This is a genomic window from Actinoallomurus vinaceus (genome assembly GCF_039542055.1).
Lineage (GTDB): Bacteria > Actinomycetota > Actinomycetes > Streptosporangiales > Streptosporangiaceae > Actinoallomurus > Actinoallomurus vinaceus.
Genome location: NZ_BAABHK010000003.1, coordinates 399,800 through 419,325 on the forward strand (window position 1 = coordinate 399,800; position 19,526 = coordinate 419,325).

Annotated in this window: 18 protein-coding genes and 1 tRNA gene; 15 read left to right on the top strand and 4 right to left on the bottom strand. The window is 70.5% G+C overall.

What is annotated here, in order from left to right; translation table 11 throughout:
• Positions 1-48 precede the first annotated feature (48 nt).
• From ABEA24_RS12865 to ABEA24_RS12880, 4 genes are read left to right on the top strand one after another with little or no spacing between them, the layout of a single operon-like run.
• Positions 49-891: a carbohydrate ABC transporter permease gene (locus ABEA24_RS12865; protein WP_345430984.1), complete on the top strand. Its 843-nt coding sequence runs from the start codon at positions 49-51 to the stop codon at positions 889-891.
• On the top strand, positions 888-1,802 hold the full coding sequence (locus ABEA24_RS12870; RefSeq protein ID WP_345430985.1) for a carbohydrate ABC transporter permease: 915 nt from the start codon (positions 888-890) through the stop codon (positions 1,800-1,802). The genes ABEA24_RS12865 and ABEA24_RS12870 overlap by 4 nt, the downstream gene beginning before the upstream one ends.
• 35 nt (positions 1,803-1,837) lie before the next feature.
• Positions 1,838-2,926 carry a mandelate racemase/muconate lactonizing enzyme family protein gene (locus tag ABEA24_RS12875; RefSeq protein ID WP_345430986.1) on the top strand — a complete coding sequence of 363 codons (1,089 nt, stop codon included), beginning with the start codon at positions 1,838-1,840 and terminating at the stop codon, positions 2,924-2,926.
• Between the two features lie 13 nt (positions 2,927-2,939).
• Positions 2,940-3,290 (top strand): L-rhamnose mutarotase, encoded by a 351-nt coding sequence (locus ABEA24_RS12880; RefSeq protein ID WP_345430987.1) that lies wholly within the window; start codon positions 2,940-2,942, stop codon positions 3,288-3,290.
• 70 nt (positions 3,291-3,360) lie between these two features.
• Here the strand turns inward: ABEA24_RS12880 and ABEA24_RS12885 are convergent.
• Positions 3,361-3,437, bottom strand: a tRNA-Pro gene (locus tag ABEA24_RS12885).
• 221 nt (positions 3,438-3,658) lie between these two features.
• Here ABEA24_RS12885 and pstC point away from each other — a divergent pair.
• From pstC to ABEA24_RS12910, 5 genes are all read left to right on the top strand, one after another.
• Positions 3,659-4,648 (top strand): phosphate ABC transporter permease subunit PstC, encoded by a 990-nt coding sequence (gene pstC, locus ABEA24_RS12890; RefSeq protein ID WP_345430988.1) that lies wholly within the window; start codon positions 3,659-3,661, stop codon positions 4,646-4,648.
• Positions 4,649-4,682: 34 nt separating this feature from the next.
• Positions 4,683-5,849 carry a phosphate ABC transporter permease PstA gene (gene pstA, locus ABEA24_RS12895; protein WP_345430989.1) on the top strand — a complete coding sequence of 389 codons (1,167 nt, stop codon included), beginning with the start codon at positions 4,683-4,685 and terminating at the stop codon, positions 5,847-5,849.
• Between the two features lie 3 nt (positions 5,850-5,852).
• Positions 5,853-7,439 carry a phosphate ABC transporter substrate-binding protein PstS gene (locus ABEA24_RS12900; protein WP_345430990.1) on the top strand — a complete coding sequence of 529 codons (1,587 nt, stop codon included), beginning with the start codon at positions 5,853-5,855 and terminating at the stop codon, positions 7,437-7,439.
• Positions 7,440-7,733: 294 nt separating this feature from the next.
• Positions 7,734-8,792, top strand: a complete 1,059-nt coding sequence (locus tag ABEA24_RS12905) for a PstS family phosphate ABC transporter substrate-binding protein (RefSeq protein ID WP_345430991.1) — start codon at positions 7,734-7,736, stop codon at positions 8,790-8,792.
• Positions 8,793-9,019: 227 nt separating this feature from the next.
• Entirely contained in the window at positions 9,020-10,018 is a 999-nt protein-coding gene (locus ABEA24_RS12910; protein ID WP_345430992.1) for a substrate-binding domain-containing protein, read from the top strand.
• Between the two features lie 47 nt (positions 10,019-10,065).
• On the opposite strand, the gene ABEA24_RS12915 is transcribed toward ABEA24_RS12910, so the two are convergent.
• Entirely contained in the window at positions 10,066-10,644 is a 579-nt protein-coding gene (locus ABEA24_RS12915; RefSeq protein ID WP_345430993.1) for a hypothetical protein, read from the bottom strand.
• Positions 10,645-11,465: 821 nt separating this feature from the next.
• Between ABEA24_RS12915 and ABEA24_RS12920 the strand changes: the two genes are divergently transcribed.
• From ABEA24_RS12920 to ABEA24_RS12935, 4 genes are all read left to right on the top strand, one after another.
• Positions 11,466-13,790 (top strand): hypothetical protein, encoded by a 2,325-nt coding sequence (locus tag ABEA24_RS12920; RefSeq protein WP_345430994.1) that lies wholly within the window; start codon positions 11,466-11,468, stop codon positions 13,788-13,790.
• Positions 13,787-14,728: a class E sortase gene (locus ABEA24_RS12925; RefSeq protein ID WP_345430995.1), complete on the top strand. Its 942-nt coding sequence runs from the start codon at positions 13,787-13,789 to the stop codon at positions 14,726-14,728. Before ABEA24_RS12920 ends, ABEA24_RS12925 begins: the two co-directional genes overlap by 4 nt.
• A 159-nt stretch (positions 14,729-14,887) precedes the next feature.
• On the top strand, positions 14,888-15,211 hold the full coding sequence (locus ABEA24_RS12930) for a hypothetical protein (protein WP_345430996.1): 324 nt from the start codon (positions 14,888-14,890) through the stop codon (positions 15,209-15,211).
• Between the two features lie 89 nt (positions 15,212-15,300).
• Positions 15,301-16,065, top strand: coding sequence for a phosphate ABC transporter ATP-binding protein (locus tag ABEA24_RS12935; protein WP_345431433.1), 765 nt, complete (start codon positions 15,301-15,303; stop codon positions 16,063-16,065).
• Positions 16,066-16,131: 66 nt separating this feature from the next.
• Here ABEA24_RS12935 and ABEA24_RS12940 read toward each other — a convergent pair whose 3' ends face one another.
• Entirely contained in the window at positions 16,132-17,136 is a 1,005-nt protein-coding gene (locus ABEA24_RS12940; RefSeq protein ID WP_345430997.1) for an HtaA domain-containing protein, read from the bottom strand.
• 286 nt (positions 17,137-17,422) lie between these two features.
• Here ABEA24_RS12940 and ABEA24_RS12945 point away from each other — a divergent pair, with 286 nt between their 5' ends.
• Positions 17,423-18,127: a class E sortase gene (locus ABEA24_RS12945; protein ID WP_345430998.1), complete on the top strand. Its 705-nt coding sequence runs from the start codon at positions 17,423-17,425 to the stop codon at positions 18,125-18,127.
• A gap of 33 nt (positions 18,128-18,160) precedes the next feature.
• Positions 18,161-18,319 carry a hypothetical protein gene (locus ABEA24_RS12950; RefSeq protein WP_345430999.1) on the top strand — a complete coding sequence of 53 codons (159 nt, stop codon included), beginning with the start codon at positions 18,161-18,163 and terminating at the stop codon, positions 18,317-18,319.
• Between the two features lies 1 nt (position 18,320).
• Here ABEA24_RS12950 and ABEA24_RS12955 read toward each other — a convergent pair whose 3' ends face one another.
• Positions 18,321-19,490, bottom strand: a complete 1,170-nt coding sequence (locus tag ABEA24_RS12955) for a Gfo/Idh/MocA family protein (protein ID WP_345431000.1) — start codon at positions 19,488-19,490, stop codon at positions 18,321-18,323.
• Between the last annotated feature and the right edge of the window lie 36 nt (positions 19,491-19,526).

Below are 19,526 nucleotides of genomic sequence, written 5' to 3' on the forward strand. Positions count from 1 at the left end.
GCCGCCCTCCGGCGCCCGCGCCGAAGGCCACGGACCTTCCCGCTCTTCATGATCGCGCCGGCCATGCTGCTGCTGGCCCTGTTCATCGCCTATCCGATCGCCGAGTCCGTGCACATCAGCCTCGGGTCCTGGGACGGCATCGGCTCGGTCGCCTACCGCGGCCTGGCCAACTACCGGCGCCTCGCCCACGATGCGCTGGTCCGGCAGTCCGTCGTGACCAGCCTGGCCTTCTTCCTTGGGACCGTGGTGTTCACGGTGACGATCGGATGCCTGCTCGCGAACGCGATCAGCCGGGAGGTCCCCGGCGCGCGGATCTTCAAGGTCGTCTGGTTCCTGCCGGTGATCATCCCGGTCAGCGTCGCGGGCATCTTCTGGTCGAACGCCTTCCAGCCGACGACCGGCGTGGCGAACTCCGTGCTCGGCTCCGTCGGCCTCGGCGACGGGCACGCCTGGCTCGCCTCGTCGTCGACCGCGCCGTACGCGACGATCTTCGTCGCGGTGTGGACGCAGACCGGGTACGCGATGCTGATCCTGCTGGGCGCGATGGACACCATCTCGCCGGAGGTCCACGAGGCGGCCACGCTCGACGGGGTCGGAGCGGCCGGCCGGCTGTTCCGCATCACCCTGCCGAACATCCTGCCGATGCTGGGCACGATCACCACGTTGATGTCGGTGTTCTCGTTCAACGCCTTCGGCGTCATCTACGCGATGACCCGGGGCGGCCCCGGGAACTCCACGAGCATCCTGCCGGTGCTCGTCTACAAGCAGTCCTTCCTCGACCAGGACTACGGCTACGGCTCGGCCACCGCGGTCGTGACGACACTGATCGTGGGGGCCATCGGCATCCTGGTGTTGCAGGTGTTCCGCCAGCGGTCCCTGGACGCGCGATGACGGCCTCGATGACGCGGGCCCGGCCCGCCGACCCGGCCGCGCGGACGATCGCGAGGCGGCGCGTACGGCGACCGGCCTGGCGGCGCGGCCCCCTCTGGTACCTCGGTTACCTGCTCCTGCTGGCCTGGACGGCGATCACCGTGATCCCGTTCCTCTCGATGCTGCTGCTCTCGCTGCACCCGACGAGCGACATCTACGCCCATCCGCTGGGGCTGGGCGGCCGGTGGCAGCTGTCGAACTACACGGCCGCCTGGCGGGGCGTGGTCGGCGGCGCGCCGCTGTCGACGTACATCGTCAACAGCCTGCTCGTGGCGCTCTGCAGCCTCGCGATCGGAGTGACCTGCGGCAGCCTCGCCGGTTACGGGCTGGCCCGCGCGAGCAGGGGCCTGTCGGCCGCGGTCAGCCGGCTCATGGTGCTCGCGCTGAGCGTCCCCCTGGTGGTCGCGCTGATCCCGACGTTCGAACTGCTCGGCAGGTACCGGTTGCTCAACAGCGTGCTGGGGGTCTCGCTGGTCTACGCGGCGTTCATGACGCCCACGATCGCGCTGATCATGCGATCGGTGTTCGCCGCGGTCCCGCGGGAACTGCTCGAGGCCGCCAAGATCGACGGATACGGAGAGCTGGCCGCGCTGCTGCGCGTCGTCCTGCCGATCAGCAAGGGCGGCTTCATCTCGGTGTCGTTGCTCGGGCTCATCTTCGTCTGGAGCGAGGTGCAGTTCGCGGTCGTGCTGCTGACCCGCCCGCAGAACCGCACGCTCTCGGTCGGTCTGCTCTCCTTCCAGGGCCAGTTCGTCAGCGACCAGGGAGCCTTCTTCGCCGGTCTCGTGATCGCGACGTTCCCCATCGTCCTGCTCTTCCTCTTCTTCCAGCGGTACGTCACGAGCGGCATCACGCTGGGCGCGATCAAGTGAGCGGCGACCGACCTCCGGCGCAGAGAGCACAGGACATGACGCGTATCGAACGAATCGACGTCCACCTGGTGGACCTGGAACCGGCGACCGTCCGCGTCGACGCGATGCAGTCGTTCGTCAAACAGGAGACGGTGCTCGTCACCGTCCACACGTCCGACGGACTGTCCGGCACCGGATACTCCTACACGATCGGAACCGGTGGGCGGGCCGTCGTGTCGCTCATCCGCGACCACCTGGCCCCGGCCCTGCTGGGGCACGACGCCCGTCCGGTCGAGGCACTGTGGCGGCTCATGCTCGACCAGACGCGGGCGACGACCGTCGGAGCGATCACGTCGCTGGCGTTCGCCGCCGTCGACATCGCCCTGTGGGACCTGCGCGGGCACCGCACCGGTGAGTCGCTGTGGCGGATGGCCGGTGGCGCCCACGAACGACTGCCCGTCTACGACACCGAGGGCGGCTGGCTGCACCTGCCGATCGATGAGGTGGTGGCCGGTGCGAAGCGATCCGCCGAGGCCGGCCTGCGCGGGGTGAAGGTCAAGGTCGGCAGGCCGTCGGTCGCCGAGGACGCCGAGCGGCTGACGGCGGTCCGCGAGGCGGTGGGCCCGGACTTCGAGGTCATGGTCGACGCGAACCAGGCCTTCACCGCCGCGGAGGCGATCCGCCGCGCCCGGACGTACGAGCCGCTCGGGATCGCCTGGTTCGAGGAACCCTTGCCCGCCGACGACCTGCACGGACACCGCCGGCTGGCCGCCTCGACCAGCGTGCCGGTGGCGGTCGGCGAGTCCCTGTACTCCGTCCAGCGCTTCGGCGACTACCTGGCCGCCGGAGCGGTCGGGATCGTCCAGGTGGACGTGGCCCGCGTCGGCGGGATCACCCCGTGGCTGAAGGTGGCCCACGCCGCCGAGGCGTTCAACATCGAGGTGAGCCCCCACTTCCTCATGGAGCTGCATGTCAGCCTCGCCGCCGCCGTGCCGAACGGGATCTACGTCGAGCACATCCCGCAGTTGCAGGCGATCACACACGGTTCGCTGGACATCGTGGACGGCTGCGTCGCTCCCCCGGATGTACCCGGCATCGGGATCGACTGGGACCCTGACGCCATCGACGACCACCGCGTGGCCTGAACGAGGAGTACCGATGAGGCGAGTCGCCACCGTCATCCGGCTTCGGCCGGAGAAGGAAGAGGAGTACCGGGCGCTGCACGCCGAGGTGTGGCCGGACGTGCTGGCCGCGCTGCACCGCGCGCACATAAGCAACTATTCGATCTTCCTCCGCGACGGCCTGCTGTTCGGCTACTACGAGTACGGCGGCGACGACCTGGCCGCGGACCTCGCGCGGCTCGCCGAGGACGAGGTGACACGTCGCTGGTGGCAGCTGACCGATCCGTGCCAGCAGCCGGTCGCGTCGGCGACCGAAGGAGAGTGGTGGGCGCCGATGGAGGAGGTCTTCCACCACGACGGACCAGGCCGTCACGGATCAGCCGGCTGACTCCACCGGAAAAGCGAAAACCCTCCGCGCCCACAAGGGCCGGAGGGTTTTAGTGTCCTGAGACATCACGTGGTCGGGACGGCGGGATTTGAACCCACGATCTTCTGACCCCCAGTCAGACGCCTTACCAAGCTAGGCCACGTCCCGATGCCCGCCGCAGCGAGCGAGTCAACTCTAGCGTAGACGGAGACCTCTTCGCGCATCGTACGGAGCCGACCGGCGATCACGGCCTTCGTCCGATCAGACGTTCCCAGGAAACGGTCCCGTCAGGCGCTGTTCGCCATCGCCTCCCGCCTTGGTCGATTCGCGTTGTTCGACTGGCGCACCGGACACGGCCGCGTGTCCGAGGACGGTCGCGAGGAGAGCCGATGGCGGCAGCCGACTCAGCAGCTTCCGGGGAGCATCCGCGCCGACTGCGCGGAGGTCATGGCGCCGGCGATCGCCTGTTCGCCGTGGTCGTGCGCTCGGCGGGCGCCACCGTGTTCGTCGTCATGGGCCTGATCGGCCTCTTCCTCTTCATGCGCGGATCACAGGCGCTGCGCGAGGCGGGGACCGCCTTCTTCACCGAGTCGCAGTGGGTGCCCGACGCCCACCGGTTCGGGATCGCGGCGGTGCTCCTCGGCACCGTGCTCATCGGCATGGTCGCGCTCGCCGTGGCGTTCCCGATCTCGCTCGGCGCGGCGCTGTACATCTCCGAGTACGCCGCGCAGCGGTGGCGCCGCCCGCTGATCTCGCTGGTCGACCTGATGGCGGCGGTGCCGAGCATCATCTACGGCGTGTGGGGCTTCTTCCTGCTGCAGCCCAACGTGCTCGGCCTGTCCCGCTGGCTGTCCGACTGGCTGGGTTTCATCCCCTTCTTCACGGTGAGATCCGCCCACGACGAGCCGTCGACGTACGCCGGGACGACCTTCATCGCCGGTCTGGTCGTGGCCGTGATGGTGGTGCCGATCTGCACGTCCGTCATGCGGGAGGTCTTCTCCCAGGCGCCGTCGTACGAGCGGGAGGCCGCCTACGCGCTCGGCGCGACGCGCTGGGGGATGATCCGCGCCGTGGTGCTGCCCTTCGGCCGGGGCGGCATCATCGGCGGCACCATGCTGGCCCTCGGCCGCGCGCTCGGCGAGACGGTCGCGGTGTTCCTCGTGCTGTCGTTCCTCCTCAACGTGCGGATCCGCATCCTCGACGACGGCGGCAGCTCGATCTCGTCGCTGATCGCCCTGAAGTACGGCGAGTCCAGCCCGCTGCAGCTGTCCGGCCTCATGGCCGCCGGCCTGGTCCTGTTCCTGCTGACGCTCGCGGTCAACATGCTCGCGTCGTACGTCGTCGCCCGCTCCCGGTCGGGTGCGGCGACCGAGATCTGACCGAGCTCCGCCCGCCACGACGACGAGGAGACCGATGACGACCACGACAGACCCTCCGGCACCCGGTGTCTCCGCACCGGAACGGGCCGCGGAGGACCCACCGGACCGGCCGCGCCGGTTGCGGCGCCGGGAGCTCGACGACGTCATGTCCGTGATCGGCGCGGCGATGGGCGCCGTGGGATTCGTCTGGCTGATCTACGAGCGGATGCTCCCGCTCAAGGGAAGACTCGGCTTTGTCGTCTGCTGGTACATCGCCTTCCTCGCGCTGTACGCGCTGATCGTGGGCCAGCGGCGGGGCCGCGTCGTGGTCGTCGACCGGGTCGTGTCGGTGGCCGTGCACACCGCCGGGTTCCTCGTCGTCGGTGTCCTGGCGGTCGTCATCGGGTTCACCGCGGAGCGGGGCTGGGGCGCCGTCAGGCACGTGCGGTTCTTCACCACCGACCTGTCGGTCACCGGTCCCAACGACCCCCTGACCAAAGGCGGGATCCTGCACGGGATGGTCGGCACGCTCGAGCAGATCGGCATCGCGATCACCATCACCGTGCCGCTCGGGATCGCCGCCGCCGTGTTCCTCAGCGAGGTCGGCGGCCGGATGGCCCGGGTGGTCCGGACTCTCGTCGAGGCGATGACCGCGATCCCCTCGATCGTCGCGGGCCTGTTCGTCTACGCGGGGCTCATCGTCACGCTCGGCCTCGGCCAGTCCGGGATGTCCGCCGCCTGCGCCGTCTCGGTGATGATGCTGCCGATCGTGATCCGTGCCTCCGAGGTGGTGCTGCGGCTCATCCCCGGCGGTCTCCGTGAGGCGGCGCTGGCCCTGGGCGCGCCCCGGTGGCGCATGGTCTGGAGCGCGGTGCTGCCCACCGCGCGGTCCGGGCTGGCCACCGCGGTCGTGCTGGCGATGGCCCGCGGACTCGGCGAGACCGCGCCGGTGCTGCTGACCGCCGGCTACACGCAGAACTTCAACGCCGACCCGTTCAACGGCCCGCAGGTCCCGCTGCCGCTGGTCGCCTTCAACCTGGTGCGCAAGCCCGAACCGGAGGCGATCGCCCGCGGGTTCGGGGCCGCGCTGGCGCTGCTCGCCATGGTGCTCGTGCTGTTCGTCACCGCGCGCGTCCTGGGCGGGCGGCCACCGGGCGAGCTGAGCCGCCGGCAGCGGCGGCGGTCGCGCGCCGTCCCGACGACCGACTCCGAACAGGGGTAATCGATGAAGCGCAGCAGTCTCCTGTGGCCGGCGCGGCTGATCCGGGCCGCGGCCGCGCTCGCACTGGCCACGATGTGGACGTTCGGCACGTCCGCCCCGGCGCTGGCGGGCGAGCCCATCAACGGGTCCGGCTCCACCTGGTCCGCGAACGCGATCGAGCGCTGGATCTCGAACGTCAAGTCGTACGGCCTCGTCGTCAACTACTCGTCGATCGGTTCCAGCGCGGGCCGGGCGCAGTTCAAGTCGGGCGTGACCGACTTCGGCGTCTCGGAGATCCCGTTCGGCGTCACGCCCGGCGAGAATCCGCCGACGCGGTCGTACGCGTACATGCCCGTCGTGGCCGGCGGCACCTCGTTCCACTACCACATCGAGGTCGGCGGCCGGAAGTTCACGAACCTGAAGCTCAGCGGCGAGACGATCGCGAAGATCTTCACCGGGAAGATCACCAACTGGAACGATCCGGCGATCACCCACGACAACGGCACGGCCCTGCCCAGCAAGAAGATCATCCCAGTCGTACGGTCCGACGGCTCCGGCACCTCGGCGCAGTTCACACTCTGGATGGCGAACCAGTACGCGAGCATCTGGAATCCGTTCTGCCAGCGGTATCTCGGCGGCCAGTTCTGCGGATTCACGTCCAACTACCCGCAGTTCCCCGGCGCCAAGGCGCTCGCCGGATCGGACGGCCTGTCGAACTTCATCCACGCCAGCTACGGCGACGGCGCCATCGGGTACGTCGAGTACTCCTACGCGCTGGAGAAGGGCGACCCCGTCGCCAAGGTGCTCAACCACGGCGGTTACTACGTGCTGCCGACCGCGTCCAACGTCGCGGTCGCGCTCACCCAGGCGCGCATCAACAGCGACCTGACCCAGAATCTGGGCGGCGTCTACACCTACTCGGACCCGCGGGCCTATCCGCTGTCCAGCTACTCCTACTTCCTGCTGCCCGTCGGGTCGAATTCCGGGATCAGCACGGGCAAGGGCAACACGCTGTCGAGGTTCGGCGGCTACTTCCTCTGCCAGGGGCAGTCGTACGTGTCCAACATCGGCTACTCCCCCCTCACGAAGAACCTCGTCGAGGCCGGGTTCACCCAGATCCGCCGGATCCCGGGCGCCGACGTGTCCAACATCAACCTGGCGACGTGCGGCAATCCCACCATGCAGAACGGGCACAACGTCCTGCTGGAGCACGCCCCCTGCCCACCGCCGGAGGACGGTACGCCGGGCGCCCACTGCGGCGGCCAGGCCGCCCGGCCGAACCAGCCCGGCACCGGCGGCGGTGGCGGCGCTGGATCCGGGGCCGGAGGGGGCACCGGCGCGGGAGCCGGCAACGGGACGGGGGCCGGAGCGGGGCCGAACGCGCAGACGTCCGCGAACGCCACCGGCATCGACCCGGAGACCGGCCAGCCGTACGGGACCAAGGGCACCGGGACGGACGTCGCGGGCCGGCCGGTGTCGCTGGACTCCTCCTTCCTCGGCGGCGGCGCGATGACCGTCGTGCTCGGCGCGATCGCCGTGGTCTCCCTGCTGTGCGCCGTGATCGGTCCTCCGGCCCTGTCCCGCATCATGCGTCGAGGCGGCACGGGCTGAGCCTTCCCTCCGGGCGCTGCCCCCTCGAATAGGGGACGAAAGACGTCCGGCCACCCTGAAATACGTTCGAATCCGGGCGTGTGCGGCGGGATATCCGCCGCACACGCCCGGTCGTGTTATTCGGAACATCCGATAATTTGATGGTTACTGGCTAACCACCTGGACATTTGTTGTTGCCGTATTCAGATCACCGCGTTAATTTCGGCCGGACATTTTGCTGGTGGGCGAATTCCGCAGCCCGGAGAGGACCATCCGGAACCTCTCTCGTGAGTCCGACTGAAAGGGGACCCGAAAATGCGGATCAGTCACAAGGCGGCCGTGATCATCGGTGCCGTGGCGATGGGCCTGACCTTCGCCGCGTCGCCGGCCTTCGCCGACCCGCCGTCCGCCCCGGCCACCGGCGACATCGTCGGCACCGGCTCCGACACGACCCAGGACGTGCTGAACGGGCTGTCCGCCGCGTACGACGCGACCGGCCCGGCCGCCAAGCTCTACTCCTGGGACGCCACGCCCCAGCCCTCGACGATCACCCCGAAGTCGGGCTGCGCGAGCATCAACCGGCCCGACGGGTCGGGCGCGGGCATCGCGGCGCTGAACAACGACACCGCGGGCTGCCTGGACTTCGCCCGGTCGTCGCGGCCGTCCAACGCCAGTGAGACCAACCTGAAGTTCATCCCGTTCGCGAAGGACGCGGTGACCTACGCCGGCACCTCGACCACCACCTCGCACGTCGTGAACGGGCTGAGCATCGGCGACCTGAAGGACATCTACCTCTGCAACAAGACGAACTGGAACCAGTTCGGCGGCGCGGACGCTCCGATCGTCCCGATCCTTCCCAACCCCAACTCCGGCACCCGGGCGTTCTTCCTGCAGCAGCTCGGCGGCGGCACGGCGATCAGCCCCGGGGCGTGTGTGATCAACGGCTTCCGCTCGGGAACGACCACGATCATCCAGGAGAACGACGCGCGGGAGCTCACGCTGGCGCTCGGCTCGGGCCAGAGCGCGGACGACGCGGTGCTCCCGTTCTCGGTGGCCAAGTTCATCTGGTACGGCCGGCAGACGCCGGTCGCGGACCAGCGGGGCACGGCGGCGGCCCACAGTGTCAAGGACTCCGGCGGGACCGTCGTCAACCCGATCAACGGCACCGTTCCCAACGAGTCCCTCAACACCGGCTTCACCTCCACCACGCTGACGCGGAACGTCTTCAACGTCGTCAAGCTCGTGGGCGGCGCCGTGCCGTCGAAGTTCGCTCCGATCTTCAACCGGACCGGCTACGTCTGCAGCACGGCGGGGCAGAACGTCGTCGCGAACTACGGGTTCGGGAAACTTCCGACCCTGCAGTGCGGCTACTGATCGGTGCGGCCATTAGTGGCCAGTGCTGAATCGTCTCGCTGACCTGTGGCGGGCCGTCTTTCAGGCGGCCCGCCACAGTTTTCTTATCCGGATTCCCGGATCATTTCCAGCACTGCGCTGCGACGTTCCTCGTACGGCGAATGATCAGCCTTTGGACATCTAACACGCATGTCATTGATTCCGCGACTCGGTGATCACCGGGATCACCGTTCACAGAAAGGACGCTCATGTTGAAGCGCGTTTCGACGGCGGCCGCGATCGCCTGCGCGGCGGCCGCACTGGCGCTGCCGGCCACACCGGCGGTGGCCGATCCGGCGGCGGGCCCGGCGACCAACGACATCGTGGGCGTGGGCGACGCCCACGACCAGAGTGCGCTGACCGCGCTGGCCGGCACCTACAACGGTCAGGCCACGACCCCGGCGGACAAGCTCGCGTCGTGGGACGCGACCGGTTCCACCACCATCACCCCGAAGGCCGGCTGCGCGCCGATCGAACGACCGCGTACCTCTTCGGAGGGCATCGCGGCCCTGCAGGCCGACGCCTCCGGGTGTGTCGACTTCGCCCGCTCGGTCCGCCCGGCCGCCGGGGGCGAGGAGTCGCTCGCGTTCATGCCGTACGCCTACGACGGCGTGTCCTGGCTGGCCGGCTCCGTCTCCAACGCGCCGGCCGGGCTGAGCACCGCGGACCTGGCCGCCATCTACACCTGCACCGCGCGGACGTGGCAGAAGGTCGGCGGCACGTCCACCGCGAAGATCGTCCCGCTGCTCCCGCCGAGCGGATCGGAGCTGCGCGACTTCTTCCTGTCCGCGATCGGCGTCACCAAGCCGGGCTCCTGTGTCGGCACCGGCAGGGACGGCACGTCCTTCGGCACGCTCGCGCGCAACGTGATCACACCGGCGTCCGTCCCGGCGTTCATCCGGCTCGGGCGGTCCTGCCCGGAACTGCGCAAGTACCTGCGCCTGGGCGGGATCAAGACCGACGACGGGTCCGTCGTGGCTCCGGTCAAGACCGATCCGGCCGGGCAGGAGGTCTTCAACACCGGGTTCCCGCTGGAGTACCAGCGGCCGGTGTACGCGGTGGCCAAGCGGGACAACGGCGTCCTTCCGGCACGCCTGGCGAGCGTCTTCGGCCCGCAGGGCTTCACCTGCTCGGCGGCGGGCCAGGCCGCGGTGGTCGGGCAGGGCTTCGGCTCCCTGTCCCGCGGTGACGGCTGCGGCAACCCCTGACCCGCGCCGGACCACGGGTGCCCCTGAGGGCGGTCCCCGCCCCGCCCTCAGCGGCCGCGACGGTGTGCCGCGTGCCTCCCCCGGTGGTTCAGCCGGCCCTGGGTCAGCAGCAGTGACAGGCTGACGAGTAGCACGATGAGCCACGCCACCTGCGCGCAGACCAGCCGGTACACGGTGGGCCCGAGGCCGAGAGGCGACGCCTCGGCGCGCAGTGTCATCGGCGCGGCGGACGCCGTCCGCCGCGGGACGATCGGCGCCGGGGCGACCAGCGGCAGCCGGGGCTGACCCGCGGCGATCAGCGGCAGGACGTTCGAGGCGGTCCCCGGCGCGGAGAACCCGGAGGGAAGTCCCGCGCCGGCCGCCCCGCCGGCTCCGGGGCCGATCACGGTGATCTCCTGGGATGACGTCCGCACCCCCGCGCGGTCGGCTCTGACGGATGCCGTCACCGTGACCGACCCCGCACCGTGGCCGCCGGAGATCCGCACGGAACCCGAGACCGACCGCCCCGCCGAGCCCAGGTCGCCCAGGCCTCCGGGACCCGCGACGCTCGCGCCCGGCGCCGAGAGGGTCACGGCCGCATGGCGTGCGACGGCTCCGTGAGCGCTCACCCACACCGTGGCCGTCACCGATTCTCCGGGTGCGGCACTGCCCGCGGACAACGACAACCGGATCGACAGTGACGGCGACGCGCCGCCCGAGGGCAGGGAGGGGTGCGGGCCGGCCGTCACAGTGCCGTTCGACGGAGTCGACGGCGAGGTGGCAGGCGGCGTGGCAGGCGGGGTCTTCGTCGGCGGAGTGGCCGGCGGCGTCTCGGCAGGGGGTGTGGGCGGCCGGCTCGGATCGGGCGTGGGATCCGAATCCGTGGCGGGCGCGGCCTCCGCGGCCGCTCCTGCCGGGGGGAGCGCCGCCGCCCCCACCGAGAAAATCGCCGCCGCGCCCAAGCCCACACAAATCGGTTTCGCTCTCGAGCCGAACAGCACGCCAAAACCTCCGTCGAGTGACCGTGGCCCGGACCAAAATCGCGCCGGGTGCGCATCCGATGCGACCACGTAAGGAGACGCCGCATCAAGCCGGGTTCGCTACGCTGTCAGCAGCCGCGCATTGCTCCTTTACCCGCCGTTGGCTGAATGGACGAACCCCGGCGACGGCGGCGGATCCTCCTCGCGTTTCGGCTGCCCACAAAAGCGCTCAGTTACATCGGCGATCCGTAACGTGTCCCCGCCACTCCGAGCGAAACCCCTCAGTTGGTATTAACCTGCCCCAAGCAGGCGCTTTACCGCTTGTTTCCGTATGATACGTTTCCAGTACGCCCTCTTATCGCGGCGATGCCATTATTTCCCGCGAGCCGCCTATTACGATCTTGCTGTCAAAACCCCGAAATACAAGCGACACCATGCGCCTCCCCCTCGGCGGGTATCGCGAATCATTCAATTGCCCGGAGGTCTCCGTGTCCACGTTGCCGCCTCGCGGCCCGAGGCCGAGGCCGAGCGCCCGCCGGCGGGCGATGGCGCTCGTGCTCGCCCTGCTCGGTCTGGTGTCGATCGGCCTGGGCGTTCAGACGCTGGCGGCTCCGTTGCCCCCGGCGACGGCGGCGTCGTCGGCCGTGACGGTTCCCTGGAAGCTGGGCTCGGTCGACGGCAGCATCACGGTGAGCCAGACGCGAGACCTCGTCTACCAGACGCTCGACGTGTCGTGGAAAGGGAATTTCCCGCAGACGAGCCCTCAGCCGGAGGCGAAAGACACGCTCAACGCCATGGTGGTCATGCAGTGCCGGGGCACCGAGCCGAGCCGCGACGACTGTTACTTCTTCAACCGCGAGTACTGGTCCATCGACCAGGACGGCAACCTCCAAAGCGGTCACTCCGACTTTCGGGACGCCAAGGGCAACCCTCTCGTGGTCTATCAGCTCAACCCCTCATCGAATGAGGTCTACGGCATCACGGGTGCCGATGGCGGCGGGCGCGCGACCATGGAGATCCGCACGGCTACGCAGTTGCCGGAATTGGGCTGCACCCGTAAGACCGATGCGAAGGGCACGGAGGTGCCCGCCTGCTCCCTCGTCATCGTGCCCACATTGGGCTACCTGGACGGCTCTTTCAACGACGATCCGGGATCGGACGCCTTCAGCTCGTACAACTGGGACCACAAGGTGGTCGTGCCGCTGTCATTCGCCCCTACGCCGTCCATGTGCTCGCTGCGCAATCCCGACACCACCGTCGAGGGCGGGACGGCGGCCCAGCGCGTGATGGAGGCCTGGCAGCCGAAGCTGTGCAGCCAGAAGAACCGGGTCGACGTGGCCTACAACCGGAACGGTGAGCCGCAGGCCCGTGATCTGTTCAAGAACGGCGCGGCCGACGCCGCGCTGACGATACGGCCCCTGGGCGGCGACGTGACCCGGGCGCACACGTACGCGCCCCTCGCGATCTCGGGCTTCGGCATCGGGTTCCTCCTCGACGACGCGAACGGGCATCAGGTCACCGGGCTGAACCTCAACGCGCGACTGCTGGCCAAGGTCCTCACCCAGTCCTACGGCGTACGGAGCAACAATCCGGCGACGACGGGCAACCCGACGAACTTCGGATCGGATCCGGAGCTGCGCGCGCTGAACCCGGGACTGCCGGAACGGGCCGGCAACCTCGGCAACCCCATCCTGCTCGGCGGGGGCACCGACCTGCTCTGGGACCTGACCCGCTGGATCGGCTCCGACGCTGACGCGCGCGCGTTCCTCGACGGCAGGCCCGACCCGTGGGACATGCACGTGAGCACGTACTACAAGGGGATCACCCTGCCCGAGGACACGCTCGAACTACGCGACGGCCTGACGGACAAGGTCGGCACCTGCACGTACGCTCCCGTCCAGGACAAGTACCCGACCGCGTCGTCGGTGGGAGCCGTCGCCCAGGCGCTGATCGGCCGCCTCCCGCTGACCCGTCTCGGCCCGGCGACCGACCCGAGCACCGGGGCCTGCACCCAGGGTGCGGACACCGCGCAGTCGATCGGCGGACGCTTCCTGCTCGGGCTCCTGGACACCAGTGAGGCCGTCCCGCTGAACATCCCTATGGCCAAGGTGAAGAACCCCCGCGGCGCCTTCGTCGCTCCGACGCCCGCCGCGATGACCTCGGCGGTCGGCGCGATGGTGACCGGCAGCGACAAGATCACCAAGAGCGTCGACTTCGGCCGGCTGCCCGCCGACGCCTACCCGCTGACCAACGTCACCTATTCCGCCGTGCCGACGTCGGGGCTGACCTCGGCCAAGGCGAACGCGCTCGGCACCTTCCTCGACCACGCCGCGGGCGCGGGCCAGGTGCCGGGCACCCAGCTCGGTGACCTGCCCGCCGGCTACCTCCCGCTGTCCTCCGCCATGAAGGCGCAGACCAGGGCGGCGGCGGCCGCGGTACGGAAGGCCGTGGCCAAGGCGCCCAAGCCCAGCCCCAGCCACAGCCATCACTCCGGCTCCGGCTCCGGTTCGGGTTCGGGCGCTGGCGGCGGCTCCGGGCCCCTGACCGCCGGCTCGGCGACGCCCACGACGACATCCGCGACGACGGCCTCCCCGACGGGGGCCGCGCAGCATCCCGGGCCTTCGATCACACCGGCGCGGTACTCCCTCGCCCGGCGCGGACGGCCCACCGTCGCCTCGTCGCTGCGGTTCGCGCTGCCGGTCCTCCTCGGCCTCGGCCTGCTGGCCGGGGCGGCGAGTCTGGTCGTCCGCGACCTCCGGCGGCCCGGGAGCCTGCTGAGGGCCGCCCTGGCGCGGGTTCCGGGGCGCTCGTGACCACCCTCGTCGCGTCGCAGCACGGTCCCGAGGGCTCCGGCGAGAAGGCGCCGGAGCCCGTCGCGCCCGGGCCCGAGCAGGCCCCTCGGGAGGCGCCGAGCCAGCCGGCGCGGCACGACGTCGCGGTCTCCGCCCTGGGACTGCTGTCGCTGCTGTTCCTCGGGTTCGTGGTCTACCTGCTCGCCTTCTCCGGCATCTCACAGAGCCGCGCGCAGAGCGTCATGTACAAGAACTTCCGCCACCGGCTCGCCCAGGCCACGGCGCCGGTCGGGCCGGTCACCCGGACCGGGGGGCGGCTGCCTTCCGGCACCCCCATCGCCGTGCTCGACATCCCGGGCCTGAGGCTTCGCCAGGTCGTCGTCGAGGGCACCGCGTCCGGCGACCTGATGAACGGTCCGGGCCACCGCCCGGCGACCGCCTTTCCCGGCCAGCCGGGAGTCGCGGTGATCACGGGCCGGCGCGCCGCGTACGGCGGGCCGTTCCGGACCATCGACGCCCTGCGCCCCGGCGATCCGCTCACCGTCTACACCGGTCAGGGCATGGTGCCCTACCGGGTCGAGCGGGTCCGCCACGACACCGATCCGCTGCCGCAGCCGGTCGGTGCCGGCGGGGCGCGGCTCATCCTGGCCACCGCCGACGACCCGCTGTGGCCCACGAAGGCGATCTACGTCGACGCCTGGCAGACCAGCCCGGTACAGCAGACGGCCGGGTCGCCGTCGGTGGAGGCCGACGCGGACAAGACCATGGCGAGTGACCCGGCGGCGCTGCTGCCGCTGGTGCTGTGGTCGCAGGCTCTCGCCCTACTGGCGCCGGCCATCACCTGGTCGCGCGTCCGGTGGGGGCGATGGCAGACCCACCTGGCCGCGATCCCGCTCCTCGCGGCCGTGGTGTGGAACGTCTATGAGAACACCGCCCGACTGCTGCCGAATGTGCTGTGAGGACATGGGCTGATCCTCGACCCTCTCACGGGATTTCTTTTGCGGCGGCGACCGGCGCGGGTAGCGAATTCATTGAGGGAGACGTAAGTGGCGGGGTTTCACATTCGCGCGGGAAGAGACGGTCGATATCGATGGAGATTACTGAGCAGCAACAATCGGGTGCTCGCCATCTCGCCGAAGACCTTCGACAACCACGCCGACTGCTCCATTCACCTCGAATGGGTGCGCGCGGTCGTCAAGGAACGCGCGCCGACGGTCACGCGGCAGCCGACGGGCCGCTGGATCTGGGCGCTGGAGGCGGGCGACGGGGAGGTGGTGGCGCGGTGTTACGCGCCGTACCTGCGTCACATCGACTGCATCGCCGCCGTCCGCCGGTTCGTCGCCCTCTCCGGCGGCCGGCTCGGCACGGCCGCGAAGCCGCGGACGGCACCCGCCCCCGACCCTGACTTACACCTGACCACGAATACCGAGGTGGGACCGTGAATCCCTCGACCACGACTCCGTCCGACACGGCGACAGCGCACGCGGACGCCGGTGCCGGGCCGCCGGAGGGCTCCTCCGCCGGCTCGGCGCTGGAGGCGCGTGACATCTCGGCCTGGTTCGGTGACAACAAGGTGCTGGAACGCGTCTCGCTCGCCGTGCGCTCCGGCATGGTGACCGCTCTGATCGGCCCGTCCGGCTGCGGGAAGTCGACCTTCCTGCGGATCCTCAACCGGATGCACGAGCTCGTGCCGTCGGCGTCGATGTCGGGCCAGGTGCTGCTCGACGGGGTCGACGTCTACGGCCCGGGGCAGCGGATCACCGACTCGCGCCGGCGGATCGGCATGGTGTTCCAGAAGCCCAATCCGTTCCCCATGATGTCCATCGCCGACAACGTGCTCGCCGGGCCGAAGTTCGTCGGCATGCGGCTCGGCAGATCCGAACGGGACCGGCTCGTCGAGGAGTGCCTGACGAAGGCGGGCCTGTGGCGTGAGGTGAAAGGGCGGCTCCGGGCACCCGGTGGCGCCCTGTCCGGCGGGCAGCAGCAGCGGCTGTGCATCGCTCGGTCGCTGGCCATCAGGCCGGACGTGCTGCTGATGGACGAGCCCTGCTCGGCGCTGGACCCGACCTCGACCCGGCGGATCGAGGAGACGATTCAGCAGCTCGCGGATGAGGTGACGATCGTGATCGTCACCCACAACATGCAGCAGGCCCAGCGGGTGTCGCAGGAGTGCGCGTTCTTCCTCGCGGAGGAGGGCACCCCGGGACGCATCGTCGAGTACGGGCCGACCCGGCGCGTGTTCGAGTCCCCCACCGACCAGAGGACGCTGGACTACGTGCACGGCCGGTTCGGCTGACCCGCGAACGGGACCGGCGGCCGCCCCTCGGATGGGGGCGGCCGCCGGTCTCGTTCTCGCGTCCGGTCAGCTCCGGGCGGCGGCGACCGCCCTGCGGCGCGCGACCAGCATCGTCCCGGCGCCCACCACGCTCAGGGTGGTCCCGAACAGCATGATCGGAACGATCCTGCTGCCGGTCTTGGCGAGGCTGCCGTTGTTCCCCGAGGTCGTCGAGTTCCCGGGATCGGTCGAGGAGGACGGCGACGGGTCCGGCGACGCGCAGTCGGTGCTCGTCGCGGTCGGGGACGGGCTTCCCGTCGGGGTGGCGGACGTGCCGGTGGTGTCCGTGGGGCACGGCGTCGGGGACGTCGCCGTCGGGCTCGGTGTCGTCGTCGGGGAGCCCGTCGTGGCCAGGGCCTTCGCCCGCGTGGCGGCGGACGAGGGCACGCTCGTGCGCACGGTGGCGGCGATCGTCAGCGAACCGAGGCTGCCGCCCTCCCGGGTGTCGGGCAGCACCCGCGCGCCGGTGGCCGTCAGCGTCGCCGGGACCTGGCTCCAGGTCATCGTCCGCGACGAGGTCTCCGGCGGCAGGCCGTACGTCACGAGCCGGCCGATCTCCGCCTGCCGGGCGGTCCCGCCCGGGCTCGCGGTCGTCTCAGGCGTGGCGGTGGGGCTCGCCCCTCCTGCGGGGCCGGCGGTGACGGCGTCGACGTCCGCGCGGAGCACCGCCTTCGACGCGCTCAGCACGACCGTGGGATCGGCGATCACGACCGTGTCGTCGGGATAGGCCAGCGTGACCGTTCCGCGGTAGTGGACCGTCGCCGCCTTCGAGCCCGTGTCGTACGACCCCCCGGCCGCCACGAACTGGAAGCCTCCGTCGGGCCGCCGCCGGGCGCCGTCGCTCACCGTGACCGACGGCTCGGCCGGCGCCTTCGCGGCGTCGGGTGCCGCGACGCGGATCGTGTCCAGCAGGGCCCAGTCCAGGTACCCCCCGACGACGGCCGCCGTCGGAGCCGGGCGCGGTGTCGCGGCCGCCGGCCGGCCGCCCAGGAGCGCGGCCAGGTCGAGCATGGCTCCGGCGAACAAAAGCACCGCGCCGAGACTCGTGAGCGCGCGTACCGAAGACTGCCAATGCAAGGGTGACTCAGCGTTCGAATTGCTCATTATTCGGTTACCTTCTGCGGGGGAAGGGCTGGCGGATTCCAAGTCGACCTGCTCGACGTGCAGCCTTTCATTTGATTGACTATGACGTACTCATCACGCCGTTATTATCATGGCGAATCCGCTGAACGGCGCGACCCGCGTTCGTGATTATGCCTGGGCGTCTTCGCGCTTTAATCGCCAGTTAACCTTGTTCATTTTCACGTAGGGAGCGATCGTGGGGTCTGGTTCCCCGAATACCGCCGTACCGCGGAGGAGCGGGAAGGACCCCGGTGCGGCACCCGCGGTCCGCCGCGGCGCGGCCTATGTCGCCGGCGAGGTCATGCTGACGCTGGGGCTGGTGGTCCTGCTGTTCGGCGCCCATGAGTTCCTCGGCGGGTGGTGGGCCCTCGACCGGGAGCAGCATCGGCTGGACAGGCAGTTGACCCGGGCGTGGGCGGCGGATGCGAAGCCCGTCCCCGGCCAGCCGGTGAGCCGGCTGTACATCCCACGGCTGCGCAAGAAGTGGCAGGTCGTCGAGGGGGTCTCGCAAGATGATCTGGCCAGGGGGCCCGGTCATTACCCGAAGAGCGACCGTCCCGGCGCCGTCGGCAACCTCGCGATCGCCGGGCACCGGCTTCCCTCGGTGTTCTGGAACCTCGACCGGCTGCGCCCGGGCGACCTCATCGTCGTCGAGACTCGTAGCGGCTGGTTCGTCTACCGGGTGCTGCGCCTCCGGGTCGTACGGCCGAGCCAGGTGGAGGTCGTCGACCATGACCCGGACCATCCCGGAGGCAGGCCCACCCGGCGGCTGCTCACCCTGACCACGTGCAATCCGAAGTTCGACAACTACCAGCGGCTGGTCGTGCAGGCCGAGTTGAGCCGCGAACAGGCCAAGAAGACGGGGTGGCCCGCCGAGCTGGGCCGGTTCCGCCACCCGTAGCCGCCGTTCTCCGCCGGACCGAGAGGACCTGAGATGTACCCCTGGATCTGGGCCAGACTGCCAGGCCGCCGACCGGCCAAACTGGCCGTGTCGGTGCTGCTGATCGCGGCGGTGGTCGCGCTGCTGTGGTTCGGCGTCTTCCCTTGGGCGGAGCGGCTGCTGCCCTTCACCGACGTCACCGTGGCCGCCTAGGTCACAGATCGACCCAGGCGGAGGTGGCGGCGGACCGCTCCATGGCCTCCAGGGCCTCGGCGCTGCGGACGGCGTCCTCGATCGTCGCGCCGTGCGGCACGCCCTCGGCCACGCTCCGCAGGAAGGCGGCGGCCTCGGTCACCTTCGTGTCGTCGTAGCTCATCGCGATGCCGGCGCCCGGCTGGAAGCGCGCGTACTCGCCGTCGCCCGGGCCCGTGAACACCGTGGTCGCCGGCTGGTTCTGGTAGTCCCCGCCGGCGGAGACCACCAGCTCACCCGCGCGCCGGAAGTCCCAGCCGACCAGCCCCGTGGTGCCGTGGACGACGAAGCCGTAGGTGTTCTGCTCCCCCACCTCGGCGCGGCCCGCCTCGAAGGTCACCCGGACCCCGCCACGGGTCCGCAGCAGGGCGCAGACGTAGTCCTCGTTCTCCACCGCGCCGACGGGCCCGCCCGCGTCGACGACCGCGTAGTGGCTGCCGCCAGGGGTGGCGAGCGGGCGCTCGGGCACGAAGACGGCGGTGTCGGCGACCAGCCGCTCGAGGTCGCCGAGGAGGAAGCGGACGAGGTCGACGCCGTGGGAGGCCAGGTCGCCGAGCACGCCCGAGCCGCCGTGTTCCCGCAGGAACCGCCAGGTCAGCGCGCCGGCGGGATGCGCGGCGTAGTCGGTTAGCAGGTGGACGCGGGCGTGGGTGGGCGTGCCGATGGCGCCCTCGGCGATGAGGTCGCGGGCGCGGGTGACGGCGGGGACGTTGCGGTAGTTGAACCCGACGGTCGACCGGACCCCCGCCTTGGCCACGGCCTCGGCCACCGCGCGGGCGTCCCCGGCCGTGAGGCCGACCGGCTTCTCGATCCACAGGTGGCGGCCCGCCTCGGCGACCGCCACGCCGATCTCGCGGTGCAGGGCGTTCGGGGCGGTGACGCTGACCGCCTCGACCTCGGGATCCGCGAGGAGGTCCCGCCAGTCGGTGTAGCGGCGGTCGGGGCCGAACCGGGACGCGAAGTCCGCCAGCTGGGCGGGCACGGTCTCGGCCACCGCCGCCAGGCGCGGCCGTACGGGCAGCTCGGGATAGTGGTGGGGCAGCCTGGCGTACGCGCGGGCGTGCGCGTGCCCCATCCAACCGGCGCCGATCACCCCGACGCCGATCACCCGTTCCCGCGAACCGGCCTCCACTGTTCCTCCTTCGTCGATCGCCGGAAGATCGCCGTT